Here is an 18,224-nt window from a genome sequence, read left to right on the forward strand (position 1 = left end):
CCTGTTCGGAAGCGTTTGCCGGGGAATCCCGGCGAAGATCAGTTCTTCTGGATCTGGTCGAAGCTGAGCTCGACCGGGGTCTCGCGACCGAAGATCTCGACGAGGCCCTTGACCTTCTTCGAGTCGGCGTTGATCTCGTTGATCGTGGCCTGCAGCGTCGCGAACGGACCGTCCGTGACCGTGACCGAGTCGCCGACCTCGAAGTCCAGCACCTGGACCTCGACCTTGCGGCTGGGGGCCGGACGGCCCTCGGCCTCGGCGGCCTCCTTGGCGGCCTTCGCCTCGGCCTCGGGGGCGAGCATCTTGACGATCTCGTCCAGGGTCAGCGGGTACGGGTCGTAGGCGTTGCCCACGAAGCCGGTGACGCCCGGCGTGTTGCGGACGACGCCCCAGGACTCGTTCGTCAGGTCCATGCGCACCAGCACGTAGCCGGGGAGCTTGTTCTGGCGGACGGTGCGGCGGTCGCCGTTCTTGATCTGGACGACCTCTTCCTGCGGCACCTCGGCCTGGAAGATGTAGTCCTCGACGTTCAGCGAGACGGCGCGCTGCTCAAGGTTGGTCTTCACGCGGTTCTCGTAGCCCGCGTAGGTGTGGATGACGTACCACTCGCCGGGCAGACCGCGCAGCTCGTCGCGGAGCGCGGCGACCGGGTCGACGGGGGCCTCCTCGGCCTCCTCGACCTCGTCACCGGCGAGCTCGTCCTCGCCCTCGACACGGAGCGCGGCCTCCTCGGCGGGCTCGCCCGCGGCGGCTTCCTCCGCGTCGAACTCGTCCACGCCGTCGGCGTTCTCGAGGATCTGCGTCTCGGTGTCTTCGCCGACCTCTTCCGAGTCAGCCGGAGCCGGAGCGTCCACGTCGGCCTCCGTCGCCTCGACGGGCTCGGCGGCGTCGTTCAGGTTCGGGTCAGACACTTGGCTGCTTCTTCCTGGCTTCAAGGGGTGGAACGAGCGAAGAGGCGGCTCTCCGGAAAGGCCGCCTTACGCGCGGGACCGGGCTCAGCCGAAGACGTACTTGACGGCCTGCTCGAACCCATAGTCAATCACGGTCACCAGACCGATGACGATGACAACAAAGACGATCACCACAGTGGTGTACGTCGACAGCTGGCTCTTGGTGGGCCAGACGACCTTGCGGAGCTCTGCGACGACCTGGCGGTAAAAGAGTGCGAGGCGGCCCAGAGGACCCTTCTTCCCGCGCTTTCCGCCACGGCGGCCCTTCTTGGTGGCCACCTCGTCCTCAGGACGACCGCTCTCAGGCGTCGCGGTGGAGCCAAGGGCTTCCGTCACTACGTCCTCACCTGAATCCGGGTCGTGGCCGTGCCGCGCCCGGTTGAGCCGCACGGCGGTGCATTTCAGTACGTACGCACGCACGCACCCAGTGTGATGCGTGTAGCAGGGCCGAAGGGACTTGAACCCCCAACCGCTGGTTTTGGAGACCAGTGCTCTACCAATTGAGCTACGACCCTTTGTGGTTCCCCCAACGTACCGCATCCGTCCGGGTGCACGGTGTGCATGCATCGGGCGGATTCGCCGGTGAGGGCCAACGACGGATGAGTGTACGTGGTCCGGACGCCGTCGTCGAACAGCCATGGGCGCCGCGTTCCCGAAAGGGGCTGCGCAAGGACCTCAGGACGGCCTGCGAAACACCCCCCGGACCGGTCCGTGAAACCAATGTGCCCGCCTCCCGCGAGGTCTGCGACGATGCCCTCATGAGCGCTGCCACTCCTCCCGTGTCCCCCGCCCAGTCCCCCACCGAGCGCCGGGTGTCGGCCCGTATCGGGTCCATCTCCGAGTCCGCCACCCTGGCCGTCGACGCCAAGGCCAAGGCCCTCAAGGCGGCCGGTCGCCCCGTCATCGGCTTCGGCGCCGGCGAGCCCGACTTCCCGACGCCGGACTACATCGTCGAGGCCGCGGTGGAAGCCTGCCGCAACCCCAAGTACCACCGCTACACCCAGGCCGGCGGGCTGCCGGAGCTCAAGGCGGCCATCGTGGCGAAGACGCTGCGCGACTCGGGCTACGAGATCGAGGCGTCGCAGGTGCTCGTCACCAACGGCGGCAAGCAGGCCATCTACGAGGCGTTCGCCGCCGTCCTCGACCCGGGCGACGAGGTCATCGTCCCGGCCCCGTACTGGACCACCTACCCCGAGTCGATCCGCCTCGCGGGCGGCGTGCCGGTCGACGTCGTCGCCGACGAGACCACCGGCTACCGGGTGTCGGTCGAGCAGCTCGAAGCAGCTCGCACCGAGCGGACCAAGGTGCTGCTCTTCGTCTCCCCCTCGAACCCGACCGGCGCGGTCTACTCGCGGGCCCAGGTCGAGGAGATCGGCCGCTGGGCCGCCGAGCACGGCCTGTGGGTGCTCACCGACGAGATCTACGAGCACCTCGTCTACGGCGACGCGGAGTTCTCCTCCCTGCCCGTGGTGGTCCCGGAGCTGCGCGACAAGTGCATCGTGGTCAACGGCGTCGCCAAGACGTACGCGATGACCGGCTGGCGCGTGGGCTGGGTCATCGGCCCGCAGGACGTCGTCAAGGCCGCGACCAACCTGCAGTCGCACGCCACGTCCAACGTGAGCAACGTCGCGCAGGTCGCGGCGCTGGCCGCCGTCTCCGGCGACCTGACGGCCGTCGAGGAGATGAAGGTCGCCTTCGACCGCCGCCGCCGCACCATCGTGCGCATGCTCAACGAGATCGACGGCGTCGTCTGCCCCGAGCCCGAGGGCGCGTTCTACGCCTACCCGTCGGTCAAGGGCCTGCTCGGCAAGGAGATCCGCGGCAAGCGCCCGCAGAGCTCCGTCGAGCTGGCCGCGCTGATCCTGGACGAGGCCGAGGTCGCGGTCGTCCCCGGCGAGGCGTTCGGCACGCCCGGCTACCTGCGCCTGTCCTACGCGCTGGGTGACGAGGACCTCGTCGAGGGCGTCTCGCGCATCCAGAAGCTGCTGGCGGAGGCCAAGGCGTAACACCCCCACCTGCTCTGCGGGCCCCCGGCTGCGGCCGGGGGCCCGCATGCGTTTTCGGGGCGGCGTCCGTTCAGGGAAAGCCCCTTCCGGTCGGCCGGTTCGTACGGCAAGATCCCAGGATGGAGAGTGTTCGCGACGTCCGACTGCTGCCGAAGGCCCACCTGCACCTGCACTTCACCGGGTCCATGCGCCCCTCGACCCTGCTGGAGCTGGCCGACAAGTACGGCGTGCACCTGCCGGAGGCGCTGAGCAGCGGGGAGCCACCCCAGCTCCGGGCGACGGACGAACGCGGATGGTTCCGCTTCCAGCGGCTGTACGACATCGCCCGCTCCTGCCTGCGCTCCCCCGAGGACATCCGGCGGCTGGTCCTGGAGGCCGCGGAGGAGGACGTCCGCGACGGCTCGGGGTGGCTGGAGATCCAGGTCGACCCCACCTCGTACGCACCCCGCCTGGGCGGCCTGATCCCGGCCCTGGAGATCATCCTGGACGCGGTGGAGACGGCGTCCAGGGACACGGGCGTGGGGATACGGGTCCTGGTGGCCGCCAACCGCATGAAGCACCCGCTGGACGCCCGCACACTGGCCCGCCTGGCCGTGCGCTTCGCCGACCGGGGCGTGGTCGGCTTCGGCCTCTCCAACGACGAGCGGCGCGGCCTGGCCCGCGACTTCGACCGCGCCTTCGAGATCGCCCGTGAGGGCGGTCTGCTGGCCGCCCCGCACGGCGGGGAGCTCTCGGGCCCCAGCAGCGTGCGCGACTGCCTCGACGACCTGCACGCGGCCCGCATCGGCCACGGCGTACGGGCCGCCGAGGACCCCCGCCTGCTGGCCAAGCTCGCCGCGCGCGGCGTCACCTGCGAGGTCTGCCCCTCCTCGAACGTCGCACTGGGCGTGTACGACAAGCCCGCCGACGTTCCGCTGCGCACGCTCTTCGAGGCGGGTGTGCCGATGGCACTGGGCGCGGACGACCCGCTGCTCTTCGGCTCGCGGCTGGCGGCGCAGTACGAGCTGGCCCGCGACCACCACGGGTTCACGGACGCCGAGCTGGCGGAGCTGGCACGGCAGTCGGTGCGCGCGTCGGCGGCGCCGGCGGACGTGCGGGAGCGGTTGCTGACGGACATCGACGGCTGGCTGGCTGCCCCTGCCGGCCCTGCCGCGGGCGCACCGGCCGTGGGCTGACCCCGCCGGCCGGGTCCGTCTCCCGGGCCCTGCTACAGGCTGACGCCCACCGTGACGGGCTCGTTCACCAGCGTCACGCCGAACGCCTCGTGCACCCCGTCGCGGACCTCGCGGGCCAGCGCCAGCAGGTCCTCGGTCGTGGCCCGCCCGCGGTTGGTGAGCGCCAGCGTGTGCTTCGTCGAGATGCGGGCGGCGCCCGAGCCGTAGCCCTTCGTGAAGCCCGCCTTGTCGATCAGCCAGGCCGCCGAGGTCTTGATCAGGCCGTCGCCCGCCGGGAACGCCGGCGGGGCCACGTCCGCGCCGAGCCGCTCGGCGACTCGCGCCATGAACGCGGTGTGCTCGGCCGCGGTGAGGATGGGGTTGGTGAAGAACGAGCCCGCGGACCAGGTGTCGTGGTCCTCCGCGTCGAGGACCATGCCCTTGCCGGCCCGCAGCCGCAGCACCGTCTCGCGGGCGGCGGCGGCCGGGACGCGGTCGCCGGCCTCCACGCCGAGCGCGCGGGCCGTCTCGGGGTACTTCAGGGGCGCCGACATGCCTCCCGCGTCCTCCAGCTCGAAGCGGACCCGCAGGACGACGTAGCGGGTGGGGTCCTCCTTGAAGCGGCTGTGGCGGTAGGAGAACGCGCAGTCCGCGTTGGGGATCGTCACCGTGTCGCCGGTGTGGCGGTCGTATGCGACCACCTCGGTGATCGTGGAGGCCACTTCCTGGCCGTACGCGCCGACGTTCTGGATCGGCGTCGCGCCGGCCGAGCCGGGGATGCCGGCCATGCACTCGATGCCGGCCAGTCCCGCCTCGACGGTGCGGGCCACGGCGTCGGACCAGTTCTCGCCGGCGGCGAGCTCCAGGCGGGTGCCGTCCAGCGCGAAGCCGGTGGTGGCGATGCGCAGGGCGGTGCCCTCGAAGCCCTTGTCGGAGATGACGAGGTTGCTGCCGCCGCCGATGATCAGCAGCGGGGTGCCGGTCTCGTCGGCCTCGCGCACCGCGTCGATCACCTCGGCGTCGGTGACGGCCGTGATGAGGCGGGTCGCCGGGCCGCCGAGGCGGAAGGTGGTCAGGGGGGCGAGGGGGGCGTCGTGTCGTTCCTGCACGGGCACCAGGGTACGGGGGCCTGGGCGGGACGTCGGTCGTGGTGGCGGCCCGGGCCGTCGTGGTGCGGGCGCCCGGCGGCTCCGGGGGTCATTCCGGAATCGGATATTTACGGGCGGGGAGCCGTCTCCCGCACGGGAACCCCGCACTCCGCCCACACATGTCCGGCAGCATTCCGGAACGACTCCCTCCGCCGCCGGCGCCCTCCCGTCGGTTCCTCAGACCCTGGCCGGGGTGCGTGCCGGCTCTTCCGGTTGCGGTTGCTTCCTGGTGGGGAGCAGGGCTGCCGCTACTGCTGCCAGGGCCACTGCTGCTGCCCCCGCCCACAGGGCCGGGCGTATGCCATCCACGAAGGTTGCGGCGGATTCGTAGCCGCCCTGCGCCGAGAAGACCGAGGCCATGACGGCCACGCCCAGGGCGCCGCCCACTTCCCGCAGGGCGTTGTTGGCGCCGGAGGCGATGCCCTGTTCGGCGGGGCGGACGCTGGACATCACCAGGTTCGCGGCGGGCGCGAAGTACAGGGCCATGCCGACGCCGCTGACGATCAGGGCGGGGAGCTGGGCTGCGTAGGAGACGTCGGCCTCGATCACCACGGCGAAGAGGGCCAGGCCCAGGGCCTGGAGGGCCAGCCCGGCGGTGACCACGGGGCGGCCGCCGATGCGGTCGGAGAGGTAGCCGGCGAGCGGCGCGACGATCATCGGCATGCCCGTCCAGGGCAGCATGCGCAGACCCGCCTCCGTGGGCGAGTAGCCGCTCACGTTCTGGAGGAACTGGCTGAGCAGGAAGATCGACCCGAACATGCCCAGGAACATCAGGAGGCTCGCGGCGTTGATCGCGCTGAAGGCGCGGTTGCCGAAGAGGCGCATGGGGAGCATGGGGGCCTTGTTGTGGATGCCGTGGTGGACGAACCCGCCCAGGAGCGCGGCTCCAACCAGGAGGCTGACGACCACCGGGGTGCTGGTCCAGCCGTCCGAGGGGGTCTTGACCAGGGCGTAGACGATGCCGAAGAGGCCGCCGCTGACGAGGAGCGTGCCGGGGACGTCGAGGCGGGCGCCGGGGGCGTACGACTCGTTCAGACGGAAGCGGGCGAGCGGCAGGAGGACCAGGCCGAGCGGAACGTTCAGCCAGAAGATCCAGTGCCAGGAGACGTGCTCGGTGAGGCCGCCGCCGATCAGGGGGCCGCAGGCGACGGCGAGGCCGTTGACCGCGCCCCAGATCCCGAACGCCATGCCGCGTCGTGCGGCGGGGACGGCGGCCGTGAGGAGGGTGAGGGTCAGCGGCATCATGATCGCCGCCCCGGCGCCCTGGACGGCGCGGGCGGCGATGAGGCTGTCGATGCCGGGGGCCGCCGCGGCGGCGGCCGACGCGGCGGTGAATATCGCGAGGCCGGCGAGGAAGAGCCTGCGGCGGCCGAAGCGGTCGCCCAGCGCCGCGCCGAGCATCAGCAGGACGGCGAAGGTGAGCGTGTAGGCGTTCACCGTCCATTCGAGCTCTTCCAGCCCTCCGCCGAGGTCCTTGCGCAGGGAGGGCAGGGCGGTGGTGACGACAAGGTTGTCCAGGGCCGCCATGAAGCCGGCGACGCTGGTGATGATCAGGGCCCAGATGGCGCCCGTGCGGGAGGTGGGTGGTTCTTGCTGGTGCTTCATTGATTCCCCCTGGTCGATTAGTTATTGATCACTAACTTTTGCGGCCGTGCGGATGCCGGCCCCCCTGGTTTCTGCGGCTAGAGGGGCTTGGTCGTGTGGAAGCCGGCCCAGACGCGGTGATCGGCCGGGAAGCCCAGGGACAGCAGGGTGTTGATGAGCATCCCGTAGGCCCAGAACTCGGTGGTCTCCTCCTGGTCCGCCCCGAGCGAGAGGTGGACGGAGTCCCAGAACTCCAGCCAGCTCTCCCTGATCGTGCGGCCGAACTCGTGGTCGCCCGCGGCCTCGGCGGAGGCCACCGCCACGTAGATCTGCATCTGGAACAGCAGCTGCTCGGGATCGGTGTCCACCAGGTACGCCTCCGCCATCATGCGGTTGGCCTCATCGGGCGACGTGGCGTCCTTGCACGCCTCTTCGAAGAGCAGCCGGGTCTCCTCCAGGCAGCGGTTGGCCGCGGCCAGGAAGATCGCCTGCTTGCCGGGGAAGAGCCGGAAGAGGTACGGCTGGGAGACCCCGACGCGGCGGGCGATCGCCTCCGTGGAGGTGCCGTGGTAGCCCCCGCGCGCGAACTCGGACATCGCGGCGCGGATGACACTCTCGCGGCGCTCTTCGGCGGTCATCCTGGGCATGGCGAGTAAGTTAGTGGCTACTCACTAACGAGTCAAGGAGTAAGGGGCGCCCGCAATTGCGGGCGCCCCTTACGTGTGTCTGCCGCTCAGGCGAGCTTGACCACGGCGCGGGCCATGCCCAGCACCTTCTGGCCGTCGCTCATGGCCACCAGGTCCACGCGGACCGTGCGGGCCTCGTCGTCGAGCTTGGCCGCGACCTTGGCGCTGACCTCGACGGTCGCGCCCTTGTCGTCGTTCGGCACGACGACGGGCTTGGTGAACTTCGTCCCGTAGTCGATGACGGCGGCCGGGTCGCCGGCCCAGTCGGTGACGACGCGGATCGCCTCGGCCATGGTGAACATGCCGTGCGCGATGACGTCGGGCAGTCCGACCTCCTTGGCGAACTTCTCGTTCCAGTGGATCGGGTTGAAGTCGCCGGAGGCACCCGCGTAGCGGACGAGCGTGGCGCGCGTCACGGGGAAGGACTGGGCGGGCAGCTCGGTGCCGACCTCGACCGCGTCGTAGGAAACAGTGGTGGCCATCACGCCTCCTCGGCGGCTCGCGCCACCAGCTTCGTGTGGACCGTCACCACGTGCAGGGAGTCCGCGTCGTGCACTTCGCCACGGACCATGACCACGTCGTTGCCGGCCAGGGACTTGATCGACTCGATGGTGGAGGTGACCGTCAGGCGGTCGCCCGCGACGACGGGGCGGGTGTAGGCGAACTTCTGCTCGCCGTGCACCACGCGGTCGTAGTCCAGGCCCAGCTGCGGGTCACGGATGACCAGACCGGCGGCCCGGAAGGAGATCGCGAAGACGAACGTCGGCGGGGCGATCACGTCCGGGTGGCCGAGAGCCCGGGCGGCCTCGGGGTCGGTGTACGCCGGGTTGGCGTCGCCGACGGACTCGGCGAATTCGCGGATCTTCTCCCGGCCGACCTCGTACGGCTCGGTGGCCGGGTAGGTCCGTCCGACGAAGGACTGGTCGAGTGCCATGGGCTCGGCACCTCCTGCAGTGGACTTGGGTGGATACGCCATGAGGCCGCCCCCAGAAGATGGGGGCGGCCTCATGAACGATTTCGCGTTTAGCGGGTCTCGCGGTGCGCCGTGTGGGCGTTGCAACGAGGGCAGTGCTTCTTCATCTCAAGACGGTCCGGGTCGTTGCGCCGGTTCTTCTTGGTGATGTAGTTCCGCTCCTTGCACTCCACGCAGGCCAGCGTGATCTTCGGGCGGACGTCGGTGGCAGCCACGTGAGTGCTCCTTGACGGAATGGACGGATTAACGCAGAAAAGAGTAGCCGATCGGAGGACCGACCCCACAATCGGCTACTGTGTGTAGCGGTGACCGGACTTGAACCGGTGACACAGCGATTATGAGCCGCTTGCTCTACCGACTGAGCTACACCGCTTTGATGTGGGGAGGTTTCCCCGCCCGAAGGCGGGAAAACCCCTCACACCAGAGCCCCAAAACGGAATCGAACCGTTGACCTTCTCCTTACCATGGAGACGCTCTGCCGACTGAGCTATTGGGGCGAGCGAGGAAGACATTACACGGTCTGCGGCCGAAGGTGAAATCCGTATCCGGCGACCCCGCCCGGACCCCTTGCCGGGCAGGTCGCGGCGGGGATTCCCGGCCCCGCCGCCGCACGCTCCGCGCCGCCCCCGGACACACGCCGGTACGACTATTCGCCGCTCGCCGCCGCCTGCTCGAACCGGCTCGGCACGCGGCCTACGCTCGGACCGCTGAGTGATCATGTCCGCCCCGGCCACCCGGAGGACCGCGATGCCCGACAGTCAGCCGCAGCCCGCGAGGAGCCCGGACGGCGACGCCGCCGCCGCGGCGCCCGGCGACGGCGCCCTGCTGCTGTGCGGCGCCCGCCTCGCCGACGGCCGCGTCGTGGACGTGCGCCTCAGCGGCGGGCGCATCGAGGCCGTGGGGACCGCCGGCAGCCTCGCCCCCGGCCCGCGCGTCGACCTCACCGGCTACGTCCTGCTGCCCGCACCGGCCGAGCCGCACGCCCACTGCGACACCGCGCTCACCGCCGACCTCGGCGGCCCGCTCGCCTTCGCCGCCGAGGACGTCCAGCGGCGCACGACCGAGGCGGCCCTGCTGCAGCTCGGCCACGGCGCGACGGCGGTGCGCTCGCACGTGCGCATCGGCGACGTCCAGGGCCTGCGCTCCCTGGAGGCCGTGCTGCAGGCCCGGCGCGCGCTGTCCGGGCTCACCGAGCTCAGCGCCGTCGCCGTCCCCCGGCTGCTGACGGGCACGGCCGGCGCCGACGGGCTGGCGATGCTGCGGGACGCGGTCGAGATGGGCGCCACGGTCGTCGGCGGCTGCCCCGAGCTCGACCCCGACCCCACCGGCTACGCCGAGACCGTCCTGGCCATCGCCGCCGAGCACGGCTGCGCCGTCGACCTGCACACCGACGGTGACGACCCCGTGCGCCTGGCCCGGCTCGCGGCCATGGCCGGCGGGCTGCGTCCCGGCGTCACGTTCGGGCCCTGCGCGGGCCTGGCCCGGCTCCCGCAGGACAAGGCCCTGCGGGCGGGCCATCAGCTGGCGGCGGCCGGCGTGACGGTCGTCTGCCTGCCGCAGGGCGCCTGCGGCGTCCTGGGCGGCGGGCGGGGCGCCTGGTGCGCGCCGGTGCGGCTGCTGCGGGCGGCGGGCGTGAAGGTGGCCGCGGGCAGCGGCTCCCTGCGCGACGCCGCCAACCCCGTCGGGCGCGGGGACCCCCTGGAGGCGGCCTACCTGCTGGCCTCGCACGGCGAGCTCGGCCCCGGCCAGGCGTACGAGGCGGTGAGCGGGCGGGCCCGGGCGGCGATGGGGCTGCCGGAGGTGCGGGTGGAGGCCGGCTTCCCGGCGGAGCTGCTGGCGGTGCGCGGCGGCGGGATCGCGAGCGTGCTCTCCCTGGGCTACAGCCGCCTCGTGGTCCACCGCGGCCGCGTGGTGGCCCGTACGAGCGCGGTGCGGGAGTACGGCGACGTCCAGGCCGACGCCCCGTCGCCGGCGTCCCTGGACCTGCCCCGCCAGTCACCGCGCGGCGGGGATCCGGAGCGCTGACCGTCGGCGTACGGTCGGATCATGCGCATTGTCATCGCTGGAGGACATGGTCAGATCGCGCTGCGGCTGGAGCGGCTGCTCGCCGGGCGCGGTGACGAGGTGGCGGGCATCGTCCGCCGCGCGGGACAGGCGGGGGACCTGCTGGCCGCCGGCGCGGAACCGGTCGTGGCGGACCTGGAGACGGCCTCCGTCGCGGACGTCGCCCGTCACCTGGAGGGTGCCGACGCCGCCGTGTTCGCGGCCGGCGCGGGACCGGGCAGCGGCGTCGAGCGCAAGGACACCGTCGACCGCGCGGCCGCCGCGCTCTTCGCCGACGCGGCGGAGGCGGCCGGGGTCCGGCGCTTCCTGATCGTCTCGTCCATGGGAGCCGACCGCGAGCCGCAGCCCGGCACGGACCCGGTCTTCGCCGCCTACCTGCGCGCCAAGGGCGCCGCCGACGCGGACGTCCGCTCCCGGGCCGGCCTCGACTGGACCGTCCTGCGCCCGGGCAGGCTGACGAACGAGACGGGTACGGGACGCGTGGCGCTTTCGGCGGGCAGTACGGGCCGCGGGGACGTGTCCCGCGACGACGTGGCGGCGGTGCTGGCGGCCCTGCTGGAGGAGCCGGGGACGGCCGGCCGGACGCTTGAGCTGATCGGCGGCGACACGCCGGTGGCGGAGGCGGTGAAGGCGGTGGCGGGCTAGCCGCCGGGACCCGCGGAAAACCGGCCGGCGAAGCAGGCCCGCGGAAACCGCGGAAACCGGGGAAACAGGCCCGCGGAACGAAAGAAGCCCCTGACCTTTGCAGGTCAGGGGCTTCGTTCCGTGGCGGCGCCAGGATTCGAACCTGGGTAGGCTAAGCCGACGGATTTACAGTCCGCTCCCATTGGCCACTCGGGCACACCGCCATGGGTGGTCGCCTCGGCCGCTCTTTCGAGCCTCTCCGGGGCAACGACGTAAACCATACCCGATGACCTGGGGTGGTCCGCCACTCGGTTCACAGCGCCTCGATGCGCCCCCGGGTGACTAGGCTGGCCGACGCGGCCCCGGCCGCACTCCCCTGATGGATCTACGTACGAGGAGCCAACTCAATATGGCCGACTCCAGTTTCGACATCGTCTCGAAGGTCGAGCGGCAGGAGGTCGACAACGCCCTCAACCAGGCCGCCAAGGAGATCTCGCAGCGCTACGACTTCAAGGGCGTCGGCGCCTCGATCGAGTGGTCGGGCGAGAAGATCGAGATGCGCGCCAACGCCGAGGAGCGGGTCAAGGCGGTTCTCGACATCTTCCAGTCCAAGCTGATCAAGCGCGGCATCTCCCTGAAGGCCCTGGACGCCGGCGAGCCGCAGCCGTCCGGCAAGGAGTACAAGCTCTTCGCGACGATCGTGGAGGGCATCTCCCAGGAGAACGCGAAGAAGGTCGCCAAGATCATCCGCGACGAGGGCCCCAAGGGCGTCAAGGCCCAGGTCCAGGGCGACGAGCTCCGCGTCTCCTCCAAGAGCCGCGACGACCTGCAGGCCGTCCAGCAGCTGCTCAAGGGCAAGGAACTGGACTTCGCGGTCCAGTTCGTCAACTACCGCTGATCTGGGTCTCCGACCTGCACTTATGTGCCATAGGCGCGGCGGGGAGGGCACAACGGGGGCACATCGCCGAGGACTTCCTCGACGGCGGCCCTCGTTGTGTCCTCGTCGTCCGGCCACAAATGCGTGTAGGTGTCGAGCGTGATCGACGGCTTGGCGTGGCCGAGCCGCTTCTGCACCGTCTTGACGTTCTCGCGGTGCTTGATCAGCAGCGACGCGTAGAAGTGGCGCAGGTCGTGCATGCTCGCCTTCGGGGACTTGCAAGAGTTCAGGTGCCTTGCCTTCCGGCTTCCCCTTCTTGACCCACGCCGCGTGAGCGCGACCGTGCGCCGCAGTGAGCGCCTTGTTCGCGTTGCCCACCATCCGCCGCCAGACGTGAGCCCAACCGTCTCGCCGAACCGGTTCGTTGTGCTCGTTGAGGAAGAGCAGTCGAGCCTTACGCCTGCGCGGCTTACGCGGGTTCGTACGGTCCTCGATTTCCGTCTCGACGACCGGATACCGCTCGAGGTGCGCCGCAAGAGCGTTAACGGCTGACTTGGCGAGCGGCACAGTGCGATGGCTCTCGTGCGTCTTCGGCTCACCGAGGTAGGGCGCACCTTCCTCCGGGGTTATGAGCTGCTGCTGCACCCTCACCTCGCGGCGCAGAAAGTCGACGTGCTCGACCTCCAGCCCGAACACCTCGCCCTGGCGCAGCCCGGACGCTGCGGCAAGCAGGGTGAGGGACCGATACCAGGCCGGAGCCGCGTCGATCAGAGCGCGGACGAGGTCCGGGTGCAGCGGCACGATCTCGGTACGGCGCTTCGCCGGCAGCCTCACCCCGTCGCACGGGTTCACGGCGATGATCCGGTCACGCACGGCCGTGTGCAGCACGCTCACGAGGTACGCGTACGTCACCCGGAGCGTGGACAGGGCGAGCACCTGTGCACGGTCCTTGACCACGCCTGTATCTCCGACGGACGGATGCTCGCGACGGGCCGGTCACCGAACGTCGGGTAGACGTGATTGCGCAGGGCGCGCTCGACGCGCGATGCCGTTGTCGAGCGGTGAACAGCCGAGGTGCGCCAGCGTTCAGCGACAGCCCGAAAGCTCTCCTTGCCCGCGGCAGGGTCGACGTAGAGGCCGCGGGCGAGGTCAGCGTCGATGGTCGCCGCGCGGGTGTCGGCCATGCTCCGCTTGTCGAAGTTCTCTTTGCGTTGCTTCCCACTGGCGTCGCGCCAACGGACCTGCCACCGCTTGCCCTTGCCGTGCTCGCCGCTGGGCACGAGCTTGCGCGTCTTGCTGGTGTGGTCGGCGCACTGTGCCGCGTCGTCACGGGCGACGCGCAGGTGACCCGCGCTTTCTACACCGACGATGACGTGAACGTGATCACCTACCAACGCCCAGTGCCACTCACCGGCATTGGCCTCGGTGCGCTGCGCAATGATCTCGCCGAGCGCATGATGCCGCTCGAGCTGCAACCCATCCCGCGCCACAAGCGACGCACGGCCGGCGCCCTGTGGGCCACGTACGAAGAGGCGCACCCGCGCATCCTCGGCGCGCTGCTCGACCTCGCCGCCGCTGTATGGGCCGACCTTCCGCACGCTGCTGCCGACCTCGCCGAACGCCCGCGGCTCGCCGACTTCGCCGAGTTGCTGCACGCCCTCGACCGCGTCACCGGCTGGCACAGCCTCGCCGCCTTCAACGGCGCGCAAGACGCATTGAACGACGCGGTCCTCGACGGGCACCCAGTCGCCGGCGCCCTGCGTGACTGGACTGGCTCGTCTGCCTTCCCGGCCGGCGGCTGGCAGGGGACCATGGCCGAGCTGCACCGGTTGCTCGGCAGCGACGGGCGCAGCCTCGCCGACGGCTGGCCAAAGACACCTGCCGTCCTCAGCGCCCGCATTCGCCAGGTCGCCCCTGCGCTCCGCGCCCGCGGCATCCACGTGGCGCGCACGTCGGGCAGCAACAAGAACGGCAAAGTGTGGGGCGTCACCGTCACCCCGCCGTCATGACCTGCCCGGCATCCGAACGTGCCCCGGCATAGCGCTCTCGCCGCCCGGGGCGCAGTCGCGTCCGGACTTGGTTGCCGTGGGCGACTCGGCCGGAAAACAGAAGGTCCGCCCCTCACTGACGCACTAGAGTTCGAGCGCTCGTGCTGCACATGTCCCACCCGAAGTTCCGTGGCACACGCCACTCTACGAGGGGAGAACAGTGAGCAAGGCAACCAAGCTCTGGCGGTCGTTGCTGAGCATGGCCGGCACCGCAATCCTGCTGGTCTTTGCCGCTGGTCCGGCTCTTGCCGAGCCTGATCCCACAGGCGCTCCAGTGACAACGTTCACCATCACGTTGGGCGACGAGAAGGGCGCTTCCAACGATGTCATCACCTGCGAGGGAAGAGCTTACAAGCCCAACTACAGCGGGTCGGCCGTCGTGGCGACCGGCGCGCTCACGAGTTGCTCTCGCCAGCCGCAGACCTGCCGTACCGAGACAGACCTGATGAGGTACTACCCGGGGCCCGGAACTTTCGAAGTGCTCGCTGCGGGATCCGTGAACTACGGCTGCCCGCCTCCCAGCCGCAGCAGTACCGCGACCTTCCGTCACTGTCAGCCGAGTGACGTCAACTGGAGCTACATGTCGAGGACCTGGGTCACGATCTCGGATGGTAGGTCCCAGAAGACTGGCTATGCGGACAGCTCTCTCCTGAACGTCAGGTGTGCCTGAACATCCCCTTCACGTCTCCGCATGTCACCGGAATGCTGGGGGAGCGAGTCAGCACTCGCTCCCCCAGCGCCCGGAGGCCAGAAATGACGATCAGTGATGAGCAGCGGTGGCAGTTCTGCCAAGGCTTCGGCTCTCACGTCTTCGGCCTGGCCATGCGTGATGCAGCTCTGCGTGAGCGGCTCCACCGCCGGTATCAGGACTGGGAGACGAACGCTGAGGCCATTGACCCGAAAGCTCAGGCACTTGTCTGCCTGGCCCTCCACTCGATCAGTTTCGACCGGCCGGTCTCTGCTGCCAGTGACCTACGAAGGATCAGCGCTGCTGCTGTCGCCGAGGCGGTCCATACGCGCCCGCATCATGAGCTGTTCGCCTCGCTGCCTGAGCTGACGGCCGATGGCATGGCCCACGTCCAGGCTCTCCGGCTCATGTCGTATCAATTCGGTGCCCATGTCGGCGTTTCGCCAGTGGCCAAGCCATGGACGTGGATCACAACCAGCGCCCTCACCTGGATTCGTCACGCCAGCACGACAGCATCGGTCTCTGGACAGGCCACGTGCGGGGAAATCATGGATCTCGGACTGTGACGTTCTCGAAACGGGCACCGACTGCGCGGCGCCCTACTGGGCGGAAATGCAGGCCCGTGCCGGGCAAGCTCCCGGTGGGGCGCTGCTGCGTCCTGGGAACGAGCGGGGGACGCTCGGGGGACGGCAGGGGACGCGCCGTGCACCATGTGTCCCCCCCCCCCCCCCCCACGGCGCAGCGCTCGCATCAGAACGACAGGCACACCATGGAGCATGGGGGACGCTGGGGACGCTTCCAGCCCCATTCCCCTCTGTCTCAGTCAGCGGAGTGAGGAGAAGGAGAGAGGGACACAGGGAACAGCGTCCCTCACGTCCCCATCGTCCCCACCCACATCGTGCCGCGACCGGTCGAGCCTCGCGCGGGCGCGCGCGTGAGGCGTGAGGGGTGACCGGTGCGACCGGTCGCTTTGCTCCTACGCGCGCGAGGCGCCCGTACTCGCTCAGCGCACGTCGAGCAGCATCACGTCATGGAGGTCCGCGCCCTCCCACGGGCGCGCCTCGCCGATCTTGCGGTACCCCCACGCCCGGTAAGCGGCCGACGCTGCCTTGCTGTCCGGGTGGACGTTGAGCAGCACGCGCTCAGCCTCGATGCCGTCGAGCAGCGTCTCGTGCAAGCGGTGCGCGATGCCCTGCTGGCGCCACGGTCCGCGCACAGCGAGTTCCATGAGCCCGAAGGTGCGGTGCCCGTCTTCCCTCCGCATGTCGTCGGACACGGGATCGGTCAGTTGGTCCCACCACCCCGTGTTGGGACCGAGTGGGTAGCCGTACGCCATGCCGACCGGCTCGTCGTCCTCGGCGCGGGCCAGGGCAGCACGGAAGGTGCCTTTGCGGGTCTGAGAGCGAAAGCGCCGGAAGGTGGCTGCCACGTCGTCCGCAGTCTCGTTGTACGGCGGCTCTGCGAACGCTTCGGCGTAAACCAGCCTGAACGCCTCCTCGGCCCCCGCGGCAGCAGAGCCGTTCATGCGCTCTACCGTGATGGCCCCTTGCTGCGTCATGTGGTGCCTCCTCGGACGGTCTCGCGGATGCGCTCGCCGCACTCACGGGCCGCGATGCTGTCGACCCGGGCCGCGGCCCGCTGGAACCCTCGGATCTTGCCCAGCAGCCGTGGAGAAGCGATACCGCTGGACGCGTCGAGAGCAGCGCCCATCTCCGCGCAAGCTTCGTCGACCTCCCCGGCGGCGAGAAGTACACCTGCGAGCTTCACGCGGTACGAGGCGCTGTTGCGAGCCAGGTCGCCGCCGATGCCGCGCACAGCGGCGCGGAGGAACGGCACGGCCTGCTTCGGCTGCTCGGCCCGCACGTACATGTCTGCCGTGGCGTAGTCGACCTCAAACGGGCCGACGAACCGGGCCCACTTCGGCACCTCGGAATCCGTGTCCGCGCGTCCCTGGTGACTGACGGCCCGACTCAGCGCGCGGCGCGCCCCGGACAAGTCTCCCGCGTGGGTCGCGACGTTCGCATCCCGCAGCGCGATCACCAGGTGCACCGTGTGACCGGCGCCCGCGCGCGTGGCGAGCTGGTACGCGTTCTCGACCGCGCTCGCCGCCTCCCACGCTCGCTCCGCCTTGATCGCGAGAAGCACAAGCGTCTCGAGCACGGAAATCTGTAGCAACGGATTGTCGACAAGTTGCGCCGCGGCGAGCGCTTCCATGCAGGCGGCGCGCCCCTGATCAATGCGCCCGCTGTCGTAGCCGTACCAAGCCCGGTGGCCGTGCAGCTCAGCAAGCATCGTCTGTAACTCGCGACCAATGCGGCTGGTGTACGAGGCGGCGCCGAGAGCCTCCGTGATCTCACCCTCGATCCGGCCCGCCTGCGTCATGGCCGGCACGCTGCCCACCGTGTGGTCCGTCTGGTACAAGCCGTCGAGCCTCGACCACAGACGGACAACGTCGGACGTACCGATCCGCGGCCCCGGTCGAACAGGAACAAGGGTCGCTGCGGCGAGTGCCCCAGCATCGGCGACGAACGTTCTCCGCTTCACCTCTCCAGCGTCGCTGATCGGCACTGCGACCGTCACGCGATGCCTCGGGACGTCAAACCCCATCTCGGCCAGCGGCACGCCGAACATGGCTTCCAGTACGGCCTGCTGGCCCGGGTGCGGCAGGGGCGGCGGCGATTCTCGTTCCCACCGGCGCAGCTGCCGCTCGCTGAGGGAAGCCGCGACCCCGAGGCGCGCAGCCTCCTCGAGGAACGCCGCCACGAACGACGCTTGCGTGTACCCGGCGGCCCGGCGTGACTGCGTCAGCTTGCTGATCGTCTTGCCCGCCATGCGCTCTCCTCGCGACCGCGGATTCCCTCCACACCGTAATGACTTGATGCCTGCGCCGACCCCGAAAACGTCCGCCTAAACGTCCGGTCTCGCGACGCCCGCAGCGCCCGCTCGAGCAGTGCACTGGTTGTGCACCACTTCGAGCTACGCCAGCGAAGGGGCAAGACGTGAGCAAGTCCGTAAGAGCGCACGCCGGAGGGCCGGCGCAGGCTAGCGGTGACCACATCAAGGGTCTGCCGCAGTGGCTGCGGCTCGGCGCGCGGGTGATCGACGTCGCCGGGGATCGCGAGGGCATCGTGCACGGCGTCGGTGAGCCGTTCGGGGTCGAGGAGACGCCGTCGTGCGTGTGGCTGCTCCCGCCCGGTGGCGGGTGCGAGTGGCGGGTGGACGTCGCGTCCGTGCGTCGGCTCGGGAACAACGCGTGAGACAGCGCTTCGCGGTCTTCATCTGGATCTGTCTGTGTGTTGCCGTCGTCGTCCCGCTGGCCGTTGCCGGAGACCCGCACCACGGCTACTAGGCAGTGTCTGATGGCTCTTGCCCGTGTGGTGGATCAGCCGTTCTCCCGGGCAGGAGTCCGTCATGGTGCGTCG

At 70.2% G+C, this 18,224-nt stretch carries 21 protein-coding genes, 4 tRNA genes and 1 pseudogene; 9 read left to right on the plus strand and 17 right to left on the minus strand.

What is annotated here, in order from left to right:
• Positions 1 to 38: 38 nt before the first annotated feature.
• From nusG to IE182_RS21995, 3 genes are all read right to left on the minus strand, one after another.
• Positions 39 to 911 (minus strand): transcription termination/antitermination protein NusG, encoded by an 873-nt coding sequence (gene nusG / locus IE182_RS21985; protein WP_190111600.1) that lies wholly within the window; start codon positions 909 to 911, stop codon positions 39 to 41.
• 84 nt (positions 912 to 995) lie between these two features.
• Complete coding sequence (gene secE / locus IE182_RS21990; RefSeq protein WP_071961684.1) at positions 996 to 1,286, minus strand: preprotein translocase subunit SecE; 291 nt, start codon at positions 1,284 to 1,286, stop codon at positions 996 to 998.
• Positions 1,287 to 1,392: 106 nt separating this feature from the next.
• Positions 1,393 to 1,465, minus strand: a tRNA-Trp gene (locus IE182_RS21995).
• A gap of 243 nt (positions 1,466 to 1,708) precedes the next feature.
• Between IE182_RS21995 and IE182_RS22000 the strand changes: the two genes are divergently transcribed.
• A complete protein-coding gene (locus tag IE182_RS22000; RefSeq protein WP_190111601.1) occupies positions 1,709 to 2,956 on the plus strand; it encodes a pyridoxal phosphate-dependent aminotransferase in 1,248 nt (415 codons plus the stop codon).
• Between the two features lie 119 nt (positions 2,957 to 3,075).
• Positions 3,076 to 4,131 (plus strand): adenosine deaminase, encoded by a 1,056-nt coding sequence (locus IE182_RS22005; RefSeq protein ID WP_190111602.1) that lies wholly within the window; start codon positions 3,076 to 3,078, stop codon positions 4,129 to 4,131.
• A gap of 32 nt (positions 4,132 to 4,163) precedes the next feature.
• Here the strand turns inward: IE182_RS22005 and IE182_RS22010 are convergent, their stop codons facing one another.
• The 8 genes from IE182_RS22010 to IE182_RS22045 form a co-directional block, all read right to left on the minus strand.
• Positions 4,164 to 5,219 (minus strand): UDP-N-acetylmuramate dehydrogenase, encoded by a 1,056-nt coding sequence (locus IE182_RS22010; RefSeq protein WP_190111603.1) that lies wholly within the window; start codon positions 5,217 to 5,219, stop codon positions 4,164 to 4,166.
• 216 nt (positions 5,220 to 5,435) lie between these two features.
• On the minus strand, positions 5,436 to 6,863 hold the full coding sequence (locus IE182_RS22015) for a DHA2 family efflux MFS transporter permease subunit (RefSeq protein WP_190111604.1): 1,428 nt from the start codon (positions 6,861 to 6,863) through the stop codon (positions 5,436 to 5,438).
• 77 nt (positions 6,864 to 6,940) lie between these two features.
• The gene (locus tag IE182_RS22020; protein ID WP_190111605.1) at positions 6,941 to 7,489 is read right to left on the minus strand and encodes a TetR/AcrR family transcriptional regulator; all 549 of its coding nucleotides are present in this window, start codon (positions 7,487 to 7,489) and stop codon (positions 6,941 to 6,943) included.
• A gap of 86 nt (positions 7,490 to 7,575) precedes the next feature.
• Positions 7,576 to 8,010, minus strand: coding sequence for a MaoC family dehydratase (locus tag IE182_RS22025; protein WP_190111606.1), 435 nt, complete (start codon positions 8,008 to 8,010; stop codon positions 7,576 to 7,578).
• A complete protein-coding gene (locus tag IE182_RS22030; RefSeq protein WP_190111607.1) occupies positions 8,010 to 8,462 on the minus strand; it encodes a MaoC family dehydratase N-terminal domain-containing protein in 453 nt (150 codons plus the stop codon). The genes IE182_RS22025 and IE182_RS22030 overlap by 1 nt, the downstream gene beginning before the upstream one ends.
• An 89-nt stretch (positions 8,463 to 8,551) precedes the next feature.
• Positions 8,552 to 8,716: a 50S ribosomal protein L33 gene (rpmG, locus tag IE182_RS22035; protein WP_004571794.1), complete on the minus strand. Its 165-nt coding sequence runs from the start codon at positions 8,714 to 8,716 to the stop codon at positions 8,552 to 8,554.
• 85 nt (positions 8,717 to 8,801) lie between these two features.
• Positions 8,802 to 8,874 (minus strand) — tRNA-Met (locus tag IE182_RS22040).
• Between the two features lie 51 nt (positions 8,875 to 8,925).
• Positions 8,926 to 8,998, minus strand: a tRNA-Thr gene (locus IE182_RS22045).
• A gap of 250 nt (positions 8,999 to 9,248) precedes the next feature.
• Between IE182_RS22045 and IE182_RS22050 the strand changes: the two genes are divergently transcribed.
• Both IE182_RS22050 and IE182_RS22055 read left to right on the plus strand, forming a co-directional pair.
• Entirely contained in the window at positions 9,249 to 10,526 is a 1,278-nt protein-coding gene (locus tag IE182_RS22050) for an amidohydrolase family protein (RefSeq protein WP_190111608.1), read from the plus strand.
• Between the two features lie 21 nt (positions 10,527 to 10,547).
• The gene (locus tag IE182_RS22055; RefSeq protein ID WP_190111609.1) at positions 10,548 to 11,210 is read left to right on the plus strand and encodes an NAD(P)H-binding protein; all 663 of its coding nucleotides are present in this window, start codon (positions 10,548 to 10,550) and stop codon (positions 11,208 to 11,210) included.
• Between the two features lie 121 nt (positions 11,211 to 11,331).
• Here the strand turns inward: IE182_RS22055 and IE182_RS22060 are convergent.
• A tRNA-Tyr gene (locus IE182_RS22060) sits at positions 11,332 to 11,413 on the minus strand.
• Between the two features lie 185 nt (positions 11,414 to 11,598).
• On the opposite strand from IE182_RS22060, the gene IE182_RS22065 reads away from it, so the two are divergent.
• A complete protein-coding gene (locus tag IE182_RS22065) occupies positions 11,599 to 12,087 on the plus strand; it encodes a YajQ family cyclic di-GMP-binding protein (protein ID WP_190111610.1) in 489 nt (162 codons plus the stop codon).
• A 20-nt stretch (positions 12,088 to 12,107) separates the two neighbouring features.
• Here IE182_RS22065 and IE182_RS32840 read toward each other — a convergent pair whose 3' ends face one another.
• The 3 genes and pseudogenes from IE182_RS32840 to IE182_RS32185 all read right to left on the minus strand — a co-directional run bounded on the left by IE182_RS32840 (position 12,108) and on the right by IE182_RS32185 (position 13,094).
• On the minus strand, positions 12,108 to 12,326 hold the full coding sequence (locus IE182_RS32840; protein ID WP_373303594.1) for a tyrosine-type recombinase/integrase: 219 nt from the start codon (positions 12,324 to 12,326) through the stop codon (positions 12,108 to 12,110).
• Between the two features lie 151 nt (positions 12,327 to 12,477).
• Positions 12,478 to 13,023 (minus strand): annotated as a pseudogene (locus IE182_RS32180) (site-specific integrase); the annotation flags it as partial.
• A complete protein-coding gene (locus IE182_RS32185; RefSeq protein WP_229845011.1) occupies positions 12,975 to 13,094 on the minus strand; it encodes a hypothetical protein in 120 nt (39 codons plus the stop codon). The gene IE182_RS32185 and the pseudogene IE182_RS32180, both read right to left, overlap by 49 nt.
• Between IE182_RS32185 and IE182_RS32190 the strand changes: the two genes are divergently transcribed.
• The 3 genes from IE182_RS32190 to IE182_RS22085 all read left to right on the plus strand — a co-directional run bounded on the left by IE182_RS32190 (position 13,083) and on the right by IE182_RS22085 (position 15,368).
• Entirely contained in the window at positions 13,083 to 14,075 is a 993-nt protein-coding gene (locus IE182_RS32190; protein ID WP_229845012.1) for an AICE element replication initiation protein, read from the plus strand. The genes IE182_RS32185 and IE182_RS32190 overlap by 12 nt on opposite strands.
• A 199-nt stretch (positions 14,076 to 14,274) precedes the next feature.
• A complete protein-coding gene (locus tag IE182_RS22080; protein WP_190111612.1) occupies positions 14,275 to 14,784 on the plus strand; it encodes a hypothetical protein in 510 nt (169 codons plus the stop codon).
• A gap of 83 nt (positions 14,785 to 14,867) precedes the next feature.
• On the plus strand, positions 14,868 to 15,368 hold the full coding sequence (locus tag IE182_RS22085; RefSeq protein ID WP_190111613.1) for a hypothetical protein: 501 nt from the start codon (positions 14,868 to 14,870) through the stop codon (positions 15,366 to 15,368).
• Between the two features lie 437 nt (positions 15,369 to 15,805).
• Here IE182_RS22085 and IE182_RS22090 read toward each other — a convergent pair whose 3' ends face one another.
• Positions 15,806 to 16,360 (minus strand): GNAT family N-acetyltransferase, encoded by a 555-nt coding sequence (locus IE182_RS22090; RefSeq protein ID WP_190111614.1) that lies wholly within the window; start codon positions 16,358 to 16,360, stop codon positions 15,806 to 15,808.
• Positions 16,357 to 17,634, minus strand: a complete 1,278-nt coding sequence (locus IE182_RS22095) for an NsdA family TPR-like regulatory protein (protein ID WP_190111615.1) — start codon at positions 17,632 to 17,634, stop codon at positions 16,357 to 16,359. Before IE182_RS22095 ends, IE182_RS22090 begins: the two co-directional genes overlap by 4 nt.
• A 167-nt stretch (positions 17,635 to 17,801) precedes the next feature.
• On the opposite strand from IE182_RS22095, the gene IE182_RS22100 reads away from it, so the two are divergent.
• Positions 17,802 to 18,059, plus strand: coding sequence for a hypothetical protein (locus IE182_RS22100; protein ID WP_190111616.1), 258 nt, complete (start codon positions 17,802 to 17,804; stop codon positions 18,057 to 18,059).
• Positions 18,060 to 18,224 lie beyond the last annotated feature (165 nt).

Source organism: Streptomyces cinnamoneus (assembly GCF_014650495.1).
GTDB lineage: Bacteria > Actinomycetota > Actinomycetes > Streptomycetales > Streptomycetaceae > Streptomyces > Streptomyces cinnamoneus.